The 13,198-nt window shown below is 68.0% G+C and carries 13 protein-coding genes; 8 read left to right on the top strand and 5 right to left on the bottom strand.

The genetic code is table 11. The features are described from left to right. Positions 1-21 precede the first annotated feature (21 nt). The 6 genes from glpX (at position 22) to BA895_RS11380 (ending at position 6,309) form a co-directional block, all read left to right on the top strand. On the top strand, positions 22-1,017 hold the full coding sequence (gene glpX / locus BA895_RS11355) for a class II fructose-bisphosphatase (protein WP_070191951.1): 996 nt from the start codon (positions 22-24) through the stop codon (positions 1,015-1,017). A 5-nt stretch (positions 1,018-1,022) separates the two neighbouring features. Beyond that, on the top strand, positions 1,023-1,970 hold the full coding sequence (locus BA895_RS11360) for a PfkB family carbohydrate kinase (RefSeq protein WP_070191952.1): 948 nt from the start codon (positions 1,023-1,025) through the stop codon (positions 1,968-1,970). Positions 1,971-2,315: 345 nt separating this feature from the next. Continuing rightward, complete coding sequence (locus tag BA895_RS11365) at positions 2,316-3,677, top strand: ABC transporter substrate-binding protein (RefSeq protein WP_070191953.1); 1,362 nt, start codon at positions 2,316-2,318, stop codon at positions 3,675-3,677. Further along, complete coding sequence (locus BA895_RS11370) at positions 3,674-4,825, top strand: carbohydrate ABC transporter permease (protein ID WP_070191954.1); 1,152 nt, start codon at positions 3,674-3,676, stop codon at positions 4,823-4,825. Before BA895_RS11365 ends, BA895_RS11370 begins: the two co-directional genes overlap by 4 nt. Next, complete coding sequence (locus BA895_RS11375) at positions 4,825-5,688, top strand: carbohydrate ABC transporter permease (RefSeq protein WP_254666431.1); 864 nt, start codon at positions 4,825-4,827, stop codon at positions 5,686-5,688. The genes BA895_RS11370 and BA895_RS11375 overlap by 1 nt, the downstream gene beginning before the upstream one ends. Positions 5,689-5,790: 102 nt before the next feature. Beyond that, positions 5,791-6,309 (top strand): carbonic anhydrase, encoded by a 519-nt coding sequence (locus BA895_RS11380; protein ID WP_254666432.1) that lies wholly within the window; start codon positions 5,791-5,793, stop codon positions 6,307-6,309. A gap of 37 nt (positions 6,310-6,346) precedes the next feature. On the opposite strand, the gene BA895_RS11385 is transcribed toward BA895_RS11380, so the two are convergent. The 4 genes from BA895_RS11385 to rplM all read right to left on the bottom strand — a co-directional run bounded on the left by BA895_RS11385 (position 6,347) and on the right by rplM (position 10,130). Beyond that, complete coding sequence (locus BA895_RS11385; protein ID WP_217493875.1) at positions 6,347-7,567, bottom strand: low temperature requirement protein A; 1,221 nt, start codon at positions 7,565-7,567, stop codon at positions 6,347-6,349. A gap of 67 nt (positions 7,568-7,634) precedes the next feature. Continuing rightward, on the bottom strand, positions 7,635-8,981 hold the full coding sequence (gene glmM, locus BA895_RS11390) for a phosphoglucosamine mutase (RefSeq protein WP_070191956.1): 1,347 nt from the start codon (positions 8,979-8,981) through the stop codon (positions 7,635-7,637). 165 nt (positions 8,982-9,146) lie between these two features. Continuing rightward, positions 9,147-9,650, bottom strand: coding sequence for a 30S ribosomal protein S9 (gene rpsI / locus BA895_RS11395; RefSeq protein WP_070191957.1), 504 nt, complete (start codon positions 9,648-9,650; stop codon positions 9,147-9,149). A gap of 36 nt (positions 9,651-9,686) precedes the next feature. After that, a complete protein-coding gene (gene rplM, locus BA895_RS11400; protein ID WP_070191958.1) occupies positions 9,687-10,130 on the bottom strand; it encodes a 50S ribosomal protein L13 in 444 nt (147 codons plus the stop codon). Positions 10,131-10,403: 273 nt separating this feature from the next. On the opposite strand from rplM, the gene BA895_RS11405 reads away from it, so the two are divergent. Beyond that, positions 10,404-11,030, top strand: a complete 627-nt coding sequence (locus tag BA895_RS11405; RefSeq protein WP_083283227.1) for a helix-turn-helix domain-containing protein — start codon at positions 10,404-10,406, stop codon at positions 11,028-11,030. A 105-nt stretch (positions 11,031-11,135) separates the two neighbouring features. Here BA895_RS11405 and BA895_RS11410 read toward each other — a convergent pair whose 3' ends face one another. Next, the gene (locus BA895_RS11410) at positions 11,136-12,077 is read right to left on the bottom strand and encodes an aldo/keto reductase (protein ID WP_070191960.1); all 942 of its coding nucleotides are present in this window, start codon (positions 12,075-12,077) and stop codon (positions 11,136-11,138) included. Positions 12,078-12,239: 162 nt separating this feature from the next. Between BA895_RS11410 and BA895_RS11415 the strand changes: the two genes are divergently transcribed. Next, positions 12,240-13,028 (top strand): SDR family NAD(P)-dependent oxidoreductase, encoded by a 789-nt coding sequence (locus tag BA895_RS11415; protein WP_070191961.1) that lies wholly within the window; start codon positions 12,240-12,242, stop codon positions 13,026-13,028. Positions 13,029-13,198 lie beyond the last annotated feature (170 nt).

A 13,198-nucleotide genomic window follows, 5' to 3' on the forward strand; every position in this document is an offset into this window, starting at 1 on the left:
CACAGTGCCGTTGGAGGACCCATGAACAACCCCAGCAAGCCCGACCGCAACCTCGCCCTCGAACTGGTTCGGGTCACCGAGGCCGCCGCGATGGCCGGAGGCCGGTGGGTCGGCCGGGGCGAGAAGAATGTCGCCGACGGGGCCGCCGTCGAGGCCATGCGGGCGATGATCTCGACCGTGAGCATGCGCGGCGTGGTCGTCATCGGCGAGGGCGAGAAAGACAACGCGCCGATGCTCTACAACGGCGAGAAGGTCGGTGACGGCACCGGCCCCGAGGTCGACGTCGCGGTCGACCCCATCGACGGCACCACCCTGACCGCCAAGGGCATGAACAACGCCGTCTCCGTGATGGCCGTCGCCGACCGGGGGGCCATGTACGACCCGTCGGCCGTGTTCTACATGGACAAGCTCGCCACCGGGCCCGAGGCCGCCGACGTCGTCGACATCCGCCTGCCCGTCGCCGAGAACATCCGGCGGGTGGCGAAGGCGAAGAAGGAGACGACCGCCGATGTCACCGTCGTCATCCTCGACCGCCCCCGGCACCAGGAGCTGGCCCAGCAGGTGATCGAGGCGGGAGCCCGCATCCGCTACATCGTCGACGGCGACGTGGCCGGCGCGGTGATGGCCGCTCGTCCGGGCACCGGCGTCGACCTGCTGCTCGGCATCGGCGGAACGCCGGAGGGGATCATCACCGCCTGCGCCATCAAGTGCACCGGTGGCGTCATCCAGGGCAAGCTGTGGCCGAAGGACGACGAGGAGCGCCAGCGGGCACTCGACGCCGGGCACGACCTCGACCGGGTGCTCTCGACCGACGACCTCGTCAAGGGCGACTGCTTCTTCGTCGCCACCGGCATCACCGACGGCGAGCTGTTGCGCGGCGTGCGCTACGGCGCGCGAACCGCTCGCACCAACTCGCTCGTCATGCGCTCGCGCAGCGGCACGATCCGGGCCATCGACAGCGAGCACCGCTTCGACCGACCCGGATGGTTCGGCAGCACCGACATGATGGACGCCTGACGTCGATGGCCCTGACCCGGCCTCGCACCCTCGTCATCGGCGAGGCCCTCATCGATGCCGTCACCAGGGCGAGCACCGAGACCGGCAAGCGGGCCACGACGCTGGAACACGTCGGAGGCAGCCCGGCCAACGTCGCCTTCGGGCTGGCCGCGCTCGACCACGACGTCGACCTGGCGACCTGGATCGCCACCGATGAGCGCGGTCTGCGCATCGCGGAGATCTGCCGGGCTCGGGGCGTCGGGCTCACCCCCGGCTCGCAGGGCGCACCGTTCACGTCGGTGGCCCACGCGCGTCTCGACTCCACCGGAGCCGCCAGCTACGTGTTCGACCTCGAGTGGCAGGTGGCAGCCGTTCCCCGGCTCGAGTCGTACGCGCACGTACACATCGGCAGCATCGGCGCGGTGCTCGAACCCGGCGCCGGCACGGTGCGCTCGACCGCCCTGACCGCACGAGCCCGGTCGACCGTGTCGTACGACCCCAATGCGCGCCCGTCGCTGATGGGGCGTCCGGCCGACGCGCGGCGCACCATCGAAGCGGCCATCGCCCTGTCTGACGTGGTGAAGCTGAGCGACGAGGACGTCACCTGGCTCTGCCCCGGTGAAGAGCTCGCCGAGGTGCTCGAACGGTGGTGCGCCCTCGGCCCGGCACTGATGCTCGTCACACGCGGCGGCGAAGGCACCACCGTGCGACTCGGTTGCACGGGCGAGGTGCACGACTTTGCGGCGCCACGAGTCACCGTGGTCGACACGGTGGGGGCCGGCGACTCCTTCATGGCCGGTCTCGTCTCAGGCCTGCTGGATGCCGGTCTGCTGGGTGGTCCCGATGCTCGGGCAGCGCTGGCGAAGGCCACCATCGACGACGTGCGTCCCGCCGTTGAGCGGGCTCTGGCCACCGGCGCCCTCACGGTCGGCCAGGCCGGCGCCCACGCGCCCACCCGTGCTGACCTCGGCTGACCTCGGCTGACGAACCACCGCCCTCGCGACCGGGCCGAGCGCGCGAGGCACCCCTCAGGCACGCTTGCGGCCGTTCCTCGACGATGGCTTCGCGGCTCAGAGGCTGCGAATGCTCCGGGCCCGATCGTGCTCGGCTGAATCGAGTTAGCTGCTCGCGGGCGCCGCCGGCGACGGGCCTGTCCCCATTCATCCCATCTCAACAGCATCGTTGTGGCTTCTTCACATACGCCACCCAGTTTCAGGCTGGACCGGTCTGCGCCGAACAGGTAGGAATAGTCGACTGACGTGACTGCGGTCACGCCAGGTACCGATCTACGAGTATGACTCGACGACGAGGAGCAACCCATGACCGGCATTCCCAGACGGGCTCTCATGGCCGGAGGCGCGGTGGCCGCCACGGCCGCCCTGCTGTCCGGCTGCCTGCAGAACCCGAACTCAGGCGCAGGAGGAGAAGGGGGCAGCGGCGCCGGCGGTGGCTTCGTCAACAGCGGCTCCACCCCGAACGACAAGGTCGTGACGATTCTCGGCGCCTTCGGCGGCGATGAGGAGAAGTTCTTCAACGCCTCGCTGGCCGACTTCCAGAAGAGCAGCGGCATCAAGATCGAGTACACCTCCGACCAGGACTTCACCACGACCATCAAGCAGAAGGTCAATGCCGGTGACTCTCCCGACATCGGCCTGTTCCCGCAGCCCGGGGGAATCCTCGAGTTCGCGTCGCAGAAGAAGCTCCAGCCGATCGACTCCTACCTCGACTACGACAAGCTCAGCAACACCTTGCTGCCCGGCTTCCTCGACGCAGCGCGCTACAAGGGCCGGGTCTACGGCGCCCCGATGCGCAACGCGGTCAAGAGCATCGTGTGGTACCCGAAGGCGGCGTACGAGAAGGCCGGCTACTCGACGACCGAGCCCAGCATCCAGGCCCTTGAGAAGAACGTGGCCGACAAGATCGCCGCTGGCGGGGTGACCCCCTGGTGCATCGGCTGGGAGAGCGACCAGGCCACCGGCTGGGTCGGCACCGACTGGGTCGAGGAGTACATGATCCGGATGTACGGTCCCGAGGTCTACGACGACTGGACCTCGCACCGCATCCCGTTCAACGACCCCAAGGTCGTCAAGGCCCTCGACGAGGTCGCGAAGATCCTCAAGGACCCGAAGCAGGTGCTGGGTGGGCCCAAGGGTGTGCTCAACACGGCCTTCGGTGACGCGATGACGCCGGCGTTCTCCGACCCGCCGAAGTGCTACCTCCACCGGCAGGGCAACTTCGCGACGACCTTCTACCCCAAGAAGGTGCAGGCCGACCTCGACAACGAGGTGGGCATCTTCGTCTTCCCGAAGTTCGAGGGCGGCTACAAGGGCCAGGCCATCGTCGGTGGCGGTGACCTCGCGGCGTTGTTCAACGGCAACGACCCCGACGCCAAGAAGGTGATGGAGTTCATCACCTCCGACAAGTTCGGCGGTCCCTGGGCCAAGGCCGGCGGATGGCTGTCACCCCACAAGACCTTCGACACGAGCAACTACCCGAACGAGACCACCAAGAAGATCGCCGAGATCGCGAACAAGGCCGACGTGCTGCGCTTCGACGGCTCCGACGTCATGCCCAAGGTCGTCGGATCGGGCACGTTCTGGACCGAGATGGTCAAGTGGGAGAACGGTCAGAGCTCACAGCAGACGGCCGACAACATCGAAGCCAGCTGGCCGAAGTCATGACGACGGCCACCAGCGACGCGGCTCCGCGTCAGAAGCTGCGTGACGACGATCCCGAGGCCAACCTCCGGCTCAACCCGGTGAAGGTGGCCATCGGCATCCTCGGCATGGTCGTGATCGCGTGGGCACTGGGCAACATGTTCCTGGCCTTCGGCTACTACCCCGAGAAGTTCGGCAGCAAGCTCGTCATCGGGGTGCTCGCCGTGATCGGCGGGGTGGGCGGGGCCGCGGCCCTGTTCTACTTCCTCAACATGTTCGTCGAGGGCCTCCCCCGGCGCCTGTCGGAGGGGTTCATCCCCTACGCCTTCGTGCTGCCCGGGCTGGCCCTCGTCACGCTCATGCTGATCTACCCGACCTTCCAGACGGTCAACTACTCGTTCGCCAACTCCGACAGCACGGCCTACATCGGGTTTGCGAACTACCGCACCATCTTCGCCGACAACGCGTTCTGGACCTCGATCGGCAACAACGTGCTGTGGCTGCTCATCGTGCCCGCGATCGTGGTCGCGCTGGGCGTCGTCGTGGCGGTGCTGGCCGACAAGCTCTCGGCAACCGGGGAGAAGGTGGCCAAGAGCCTGATCTTCTTGCCGATGGCCATCTCGTTCGTCGGCGCCTCGGCGATCTGGGGCCTCATCTACGCCTACAACAACCCGGGCCAGTCCCAGACCGGCCTGCTCAACGCCATCGTCGTCGGGCTCGGCGGGCAACCGCAGACCTGGCTCGCGATCTCGACCGCGAAGCTCAACTCGATCCTGCTCATGGTCATCCTCATCTGGCTGCAGGTCGGGTTCGGCATGGTGCTGCTCAGCTCGGCCATCAAGGGCGTTCCCGAAGACACGATCGAGGCCGCGCGCATCGACGGCGCCAGTGAGCTGCAGATCTTCTGGAAGGTGATCGTGCCGCAGATCAGAGGCACCGTGATCACGGTGTTCGTGACCGTCTTCATCCTCGTGCTCAAGGTCTTCGACATCGTCTACGTCACGACCAACGGCAGCTACGGCAGCGACGTCATCGCCAACCTGTTCTTCAACAAGCTGTTCGCAGCAAGCGAGGCAGGTCAGGCCACGGCCATCGTGGTCGTGCTGCTGGTGGCCGTCATCCCGCTGATCTGGTTCCAGATCAAGCACTTCAAGGACGAGGAGGCAGGCTGATGGCCCGTTCACTGATGAAGGACGGCCGCCCACGCAGCCCGTTCTCGATCGTCACCATGGTCGTGCTCGCCCTGCTCTGGACGATCCCGACGGTCGGACTGCTGATCACCTCGTTCCGCAGTCGCGACGACGCCGCCACCTCAGGATGGTGGACGGCGCTGTTCAACCCCCTCGGAACCCAGTGGACCACGAGCAACTATCAGGGCGTCTGGAGCGGGCAGGACTTCGGTTCGGCCTTCCTCAACAGCATCGTCATCGCTGTGCCGGCCACGATCATCCCGATCATGTTCGCGGCCTTCGCGGCCTATGCCTTCACCTTCATGAACTTCCCTCTCAAGGAGCTGTTCTTCCTGCTCATCATCGCCGTGCTGGTGGTGCCGATCCAGGTGGCCTTCCAGCCGATGCTGAACTTCCTCGGCCCGCGCGGGCTGGGCATCTCCGGGCAGTACATGGCGGTCTGGCTGCTGCACACGGGCTTCGGCATGCCGTTGTGTATCTACATGCTGCGCAACTACATGAGCACACTGCCCCGCACGATCATCGAGTCCGCCAAGATCGACGGGTGCTCTCACTACCAGACCTTCTGGCGACTGGTAGCGCCCATGTCGATGCCGGCCATCGCCGCGTTCGCCACCCTGCAGTTCCTCTGGGTGTGGAACGACCTGCTCATCGCCAAGCTGTTCCTCAAGAGTGACAACGCCACGGTCATCGTCGCCCTGCAGAAGCTGCTCGGTACGCAAGGACAGGGGCAGGAGCTGCTCACGGCAGGAGCGTTCATCTCGATCATCGTGCCGATGATCGTGTTCTTCAGCCTGCAGCGCTTCATGGTTCGCGGCATGACGTCCGGAGCGGTGAAGGGCTGAGCGATACCCCGATCCACTTCTGAACCACTCACGGAGTCCCCTCTCGGCAGTCACTACGCTGGGAGGGGATTTCCGCGTCCGCAGACACCCGGAAGGACTGATGTGACCAACAAGATCGAGAACCCGACAGACTTCGACGACCTCCTCGACAACAACCGGCACTACGCCGAGAACTTTCACCTGGCCGGCTTCGATGGCATAGCGAAGTCGGGCGTTGCCATCGTCACCTGCATGGACTCGCGGATCGACCCGTTGGGGATCCTGGGTCTGGAACCGGGCGACGCCAAGATCTTCCGCAACCCCGGCGGCCGCGTCACCGCAGCCGCGCTCGAGGCGCTGGTGCTGTCGACGCACCTGCTCAACGTCAACCGCATCCTCGTGGTGCCGCACACGAAGTGCGCGATGGGCATGAAGACCGAGAACGAGCTGCGCGACGAGATCACCGAGCGCTCGGGACTCGATGCGTCATGGCAGAGCTTCAGCGTGGTCGATGACCAGGTGCAGAAGCTGCGGGAGGACATCGCCAAGGTGCACTCCCACCCGCTCATCCCCCCCACCACGCTCGTCGCCGGCTTCGTCTACGACGTCGACACCGGCCTGCTCGAGCCGGTCGACGCCTGAGTCGACCGGCTCGGCCAGGCGCCGCCACACGGTCGGGTCAGGGCCGCGCCGGGCCCCGTTCGGCGAGGCCAGGCTCCGGCAACGAAATCGGCTCGCGGCGCCGCTGGGTGAGCCCGCTGTGCGCAACCGCGGCGGCCAGCAGCAGGCCGAGCAACAGCACGGTGGTTCCCACCGGTAGCCCGACTGCCCCGGTCGCGACCGCCCCGATGACCACGAGGGTGCCCCCGAGCGTCTCGGCCCGGTCCCGGCCGACGAACGCGTGCATGGTCGTGAGCGCCCCGATGTAGATGGCCACGGCCAGCCCGAGGGCGAGGCCGACGGCGCGAGGGGTGGTGTGCCCTTCGCCCTGCACGACATCGACGGCCGCCGCGAGGCCGGCTCCGGTGGCCGCGACCGAGGCGAAGATGGCGTAGTGGCCGTAGCCGACCGTGAAGGTGGTGCGCACCGACCGCTCGAAGAGCGGTACGTGGTCGCGCTTGAAGTAGAGCCACCACATCGAGAAGACGACGAGCAGCCCACCCACGATCACGAGCAACAGCCCCTGCTCACGGCCCTGCGCGAGGGCCTCCTGCACGGCCTGAACCGACGCCAGGATGACCTCGCCGAGCGTGATGATGGTCAGCAGGGCGTACCGCTCGGCGATGTGGTGCGGGTGGAAGGGCGTCACGCCATGCCGCTCGGCGACGACCGGCACCAGCAGCTCGGCGACGACGAGCAGCCAGAACGTGGCCGTCAACCAGCCCTGGCCGTCGACCAGCAGCCGCCCGATCCAGAGCAGCTGAACGACTGTGATGCCGCCGGCGTAGCGCAGCGCCGTGTGCCGCCGCTCGGGATGGCCGCCCGCGGCCCGCAACCACATGGCCACCATCGCGAAGCGCATGACCGCGTAGCCGGCGACGAGCAGCACCGACTGGCCCGTGTCGAACAGGTCCGGCACTCCAGCCGCGAGCATCAGGGCGCCGACCATGATGGTGAACGTCAGGAGGCGGTACACGACGTCGTCGCGCTCGTAGGCCGAGGCGAACCAGGTGTAGTTCATCCACGCCCACCAGATCGCGAAGAACACCATCAGGAACCCAAGCACATCGCCGTAGTGGCCCTCGACGAGCCCGTGGTGCCAGCCGGCGGCTGCGCTCGAGATCGCGACGACGAAGATGAGGTCGAAGAACAGCTCGAGCGGGGTCGCGACCCGGTGCTCCTCGTGGGGGTCTCGCGGCCCCAGCCGAGCTCTGAGCATTACCGGGTTCAGGTGGCTCACGACCCTGAGTCTGCCAGCGGGCGAGCACGAGAGGGTCGGACGCCGCACCAACGCCGTCCCGAAGGGGTCAGAGAGCGAGCTCGGCCTGCACGACGCCGACCAGCCGGTTGGCGAGCGCCTTGGCCTGCACCTCGTCGGCGGCCTCGACCATGACCCGCACCACGGGTTCGGTGCCAGACTTACGCAGCAGCACCCGACCGTTTCGGCCGAGCTCGTGCTCGGCCAGCAGCACGGCGTCGGCGACCACGACGTTGGTCTCGAGGCGCGACTTGTCGACGCCGGCGACGTTGATCAGCACCTGCGGGAAGTGGGTCATCACGGCGGCGAGGTCGGCCAGCGTGCGACCGGTCGCGGCGACGCGCGCGGCGAGCATGAGACCGGTCAGGGTGCCGTCACCGGTCGTGCCATGCTCGAGCATCACGACGTGGCCCGACTGCTCACCGCCGAGCGTGAACCCACCTTCGTTCATCCCGGCCAGCACGTAGCGGTCGCCCACAGCGGTCTGCAGCACCGTGATGCCGGCCCCCTCGAGAGCCTGGACCATGCCGAGGTTCGACATCACGGTGGCCACGAGCGTGTCGCCCTTCAGGCGCCCGGTCTCCTTCAGCGCCAGGGCCAGAATCGCCATGATCTGGTCACCGTCGACGAGGATGCCGTCAGCGTCGACGGCAAGGCAGCGGTCGGCGTCGCCGTCGAGGGCGATCCCGAAGTCGGCACCGGCTGCGACCACGGCACGCTGCAACCCGCCGATGTGGGTCGAACCGCAGTTCTCGTTGATGTTGTTGCCGTCGGGATCGGCCCCGATCAGCGTCACTCGGGCGCCCGCCTGCTCGAACGCGCGCGGGGCGACGACCGACGCCGCACCGTTGGCCGCGTCGATGACGACGTGCAGGCCGTCGATCCGGTTGGGCAGCCCTGCCACCAGGTGCGAGACGTAACGCTCGGCGCCGTCGACGAGGCGGGTGATCCGGCCCACGGCGCTCCCGGTCGGGCGCGCCCAGACGTCGCGCAGGCGCGACTCGATGCGGTCCTCCAGGTCGTCAGCCAGCTTGTGCCCACCACGGGCGAAGAACTTGATGCCGTTGTCGGGCATCGGGTTATGGGAGGCCGACAGCATCGCCCCGAGGTCGGCCTGCTGCTCGGCCACGAGGAAGGCGATCGCGGGGGTGGGCAGCACCCCGGCGTCACGCACATCAACGCCGGCCGACGCGAGGCCGGCCACCGTCGCGGCCGTCAGAAACTCCCCAGAGGCTCGCGGGTCGCGCCCGACGACGGCGACCGGCCGGTGCCCGTTGAACTCCCCCACCTCGGCGAGCACGTGGGCCGCCGCGACCGAGAGGTCGAGCGCGAGCTCGGCGGTGATGTCCTGGTTGGCCAGTCCGCGTACGCCGTCGGTGCCGAAGAGTCGAGCCACAGGGTGAGCCTTTCTGCATGGCCGGCACGAGGAGATCGTGAAGGTGGTGAAACGAGAGCCGGTGAGGAGAACCTACTCCAGAGAGCCGAAAGGCCCCGAGATCTCTCTCGAGGCCCTTCGCCGTGGGAGCCGACTCGGCGGCATCCCCATCCGTCGTGCGCTGGATCAGCGCTTGCTGTACTGCGGCGCCTTACGGGCCTTCTTGAGACCGGCCTTCTTGCGCTCGGGCACGCGCGGGTCGCGGGTGAGGAACCCGGCCTTCTTGAGCGAGGGACGGTTCAGCTCCTCGTCGATGCCGTTGAGCGAGCGGGCGACGCCGAGGCGCACCGCGCCGGCCTGGCCGGAGGGGCCGCCACCGTGCACCCGCACGAGCACGTCGTAGGAACCGTCGAGCTCGAGCAGGGTGAAGGGCTCGTTGACGATCTGCTGGTGCACCTTGTTGGGGAAGTAGCCCTCCAGGGTGCGCCCGTTGATCTTCCACTCGCCGGTGCCGGGCACGAGGCGAACCCGGGCGATGGCCTGCTTGCGGCGGCCGGTGGCCGCGCCGGGGGTCGAAGCCTGGCGCGAGCGCTTGGCCTCGCCCGCGACCGACGTGTCGGACTCGGAGGTGTATTCGGTCAGCTCGGGCTCGTCGGTGTCGAGCACGGCCTCGTTGGCAATGTCAGTCACAGTGTTCTTCGCTTTCTGGGCAGTGGGCCGGAGGGCCTACTGCGCGACCTGGGTGATCTCGAAGGGCACGGGCTGCTGCGCCGCGTGGGGGTGCTCAGTGCCGCGGTAGACCTTGAGCTTGGTGATCTGCGCCCGCGCGAGCGAGTTCTTGGGGAGCATGCCGCGAATGGCCTTCTCGACGGCCTTCTCGGGGTTCTTGGCCAGCAGCTCGGTGTAGGAGGTCGCCTTGAGCCCGCCCGGGAAGCCGGAGTGGCTGTAGGCGATCTTCTTCTCGGCCTTGGCGCCGGTCAGCACGACCTTGTCGGCGTTGATGATGATGACGAAGTCACCGACGTCGACGTGCGGCGCGAACTGCGGCTTGTGCTTGCCGCGCAGCAGCACGGCGGCCTGGCTGGCCAGTCGGCCGAGCACGACGTCGTTCGCGTCGATGACGTGCCACGTGCGCGTGACCTCGCCCGGCTTGGGGGTGTACGTCTTCATGGAGTCTGCCTTCTCGTTCCTCGTGTATGCAGCGTCTCGGTGTGCCGCTGGGCCCGGATGTCGCTCAGCCCTGAATGCGTGGCTGGCGAGTCGCCTACCAGGGCGTCGCAGGCCGGTTCGGCACAACAGTCACTAAGTTTACGGGTCAGCGTGCACCGGCCCAAATCGATGTTCACGCAGCATAGGAGGGGGTCTGACCTGCAGAAACACCTCCCGAAGGGCTCACTTCCGAAGCGCTGTGCAAGCAGAGTGTGCAACGCTATCGTGCATACTATGGCTGCATCCGACCGTACACACCATCCCGACCATCTCGCATCCGACAGTGGTTGGGCACCGGGTTCGACGCCATCCGAGAGCCTGCGGATGCTCGCCCATCCCCTCCGGTCACGGCTGCTGGCCAGCCTGCGCGGACTGGGCCGCGCGACCGCTACCGACCTCGCCGCCCGGCTCGGCACGAACTCGGGGGCCACGAGCTACCACCTGCGCAAGCTCGAGTCGGTCGGCCTGGTGCGCGACACCGGAGACGGTCAGGGCAAGCGGCGACTGTGGGAGCCGGCCCCCGACAGCACGTCGTGGCAGCCGAGCGACGTAGCCGGCGACGTCGACAGCGAGACCGCCCTCGGCTGGCTGACGCGCGACTACGCTCACCACTTCGGCGAACAGTACGACCACTGGCTCGACGAGGCGGCCTCCTGGCCGGTGCCGTGGCAGGATGCCTGCGGCTCGAGCGACGCCGCGGTGCTGGTCACGGCGCAGGCCCTCGAGCAGCTGCGCTCCGAGATGGCTCAGCTCGTCTCGCGCTACCGACGCGTGGGGCAGGGCAACCCGTCGGCCCGACGCATCGCCGTCTACACCTTCGCCTACCCGATCGACCTGGGCCGCCCCCCGCAGTCCCAGTAGCTCACCTAGTCGAGTGGCCACTTTCGTACAGCGGTCGACCGTACGAAAGTGGCCACTCGACTGGGTTTGTTGGTCGAGTGGCCACTTTCGTACAGAGGCGCCGGGCTACTCGGCCGGAGCGGTGATCTCGTCGAGCGCCACGAGGTCTTCGGCCGACGGTTCCCAGGACCCGGCGGCGACGTTGTCGAGCACCTGCTCAACCTTCGTCGCCCCGGCGATGACCGAGGCGACCCCGGGTTGGGCGGCGAGGCCACCGATGGCCACGTCGATCATGCGGATGCCGCGCTCGGCGGCATAGGCCTCGAGCCGGCCGAGGGTGTCCCAGTCGGCCTCGGCGAGGCGGCCGTCCTGACCGGCCAGCCGCGTACCTTCAGGGGCGGCCTCCCCTCGACGGTACTTGCCGGTCAGCAGCCCGGACGCCAGCGGGAAGAAGGGCAGCAGCCCGACCCCGACGTGCTCGCAGGCGGGCACGACCTCCTCCTCCACGTCGCGTTCGAGCAGGGAGTACTCGTTCTGTGCCGAGATGAACCGCTCGGTGCCGGCCGCGCGCGCGGTCCAGTCGGCGTCGATGACCTGCCACCCCGTGAAGTTGCTGCTCCCCAGGTAGCGCACCTTCCCCTCCCGCACCAGCTCGCCCAAGGCGGCCAGGGTCTCCTCGATCGGGGTGAGCGGGTCGGGTCGGTGCATCTGGTAGAGGTCGATCCAGTCGGTGCCGAGACGCCGCAGGCTGGCTTCTACGGCCTTGCGGATATAGCGCCGTGAACCACGCACCCCCCAGTCGGGCCCGTTGCTGCCCTGCATGTCCATGCCGAACTTGGTGGCGACCACGACGTTCTCGCGCTCGGAGCCGAGCGCGACACCGAGCAGCTCCTCGCTCGCCCCGACGCCGTAGATGTCGGCTGTGTCGAAGAGCGTCACGCCCGACTCAAGGGCTTGGTGCACGACCGCCGTCGTGGCGTCCTGGTCGAGTCGCCGCCCGAAGTTGTTGCAGCCCAAGCCCACCGCCGAGACCGTGAGGCCGCTGTCGCCGAGCTGTCGATACGTCATACCTGCGGAAGTCGTCACGGGTCCAACGTACTTCGATGCGCCCGGCCTCGGTGGCGCAGCCACCGCGTCAACTGGTGGCTCCCGTCGCTGGATGGCACGCTGAGCCCAGCCAACAGACATCGACGCGGACATCGACACGGACATCGACACGGAGGAAGCATCATGAACCGGTTGCAGGGGCACGTCGCGGTGATCACCGGCGGCGCAAGCGGGATCGGCCAGGCGAGCGCGAACCTCTTCGCCGCAGAAGGCGCAGCGGTCGTCATCGGCGACCTGGCCGAGGCGGATGCGGCAGCCGCGGCGGCGCAGATCACCGCTGCGGGCGGTCGCGCGGTCGGGGTGGCGGTCGACGTCACCGACGAGGCGTCACTGGCCGCCCTCATCGAGACCGCCGTCACGCGGTTCGGCCGTCTCGACATCATGTGCAACCACGTCGGTGGCAGCAACCCCCGAAAGGACCTCGACGTGGTGGGCCTCGACCTCGACGAGTTCGACCGCACGATGAACCTCAACGTGCGCAGCACCGTGCTGGGCTGCCGGCTCGCCATCCCTCACCTCATCGAGGCCGGCGGGGGCTCGATCATCAACACCGCCTCGGTCGGCGGCCTCTCGGGCGACTTCACCCAGACCGCGTACGGCACCGCCAAGGCGGCGGTGCTGCGCCTGACCCAGTACGTCGCCACCCAGTACGGCCACGAGCGGATCCGCTGCAACGCGATCGTGCCCGGCGCGGTCATGACCCCGGCCCTGCGAGACAACCTCCCCGCCGAGATGATCGAGGGGATCCGCCGGCACAACGCCCTGCCCTTCATCGGGGAGCCCGACGACCTTGCGAACGCCATGCTCTTCCTGGCCTCACCCGAGTCTCGCTACATCACGGGGCAGGCACTCGTCGTCGACGGAGGTATGAGCAGCCACAGCACGATCGCCGAGATCCGCCGGCCGTCGTGAGTCGTGAGCGGTCCAGGTCATGGGCTCGGCCATGACCTGGACCACGGCGCGCCGGGCCGCGACCAAGCCTCGCCGAACTGCCTAGGGCGTGTCTGCTAAAGATTCGGGGTTGGGGCGGGAATGGTGGCACTCATGCTTCGTGATGGTGTGATCAGTGACGAGCTGTGGGA

The organism is Humibacillus sp. DSM 29435, from assembly GCF_001758225.1.
In the GTDB taxonomy this organism is placed as follows: domain Bacteria; phylum Actinomycetota; class Actinomycetes; order Actinomycetales; family Dermatophilaceae; genus DSM-29435.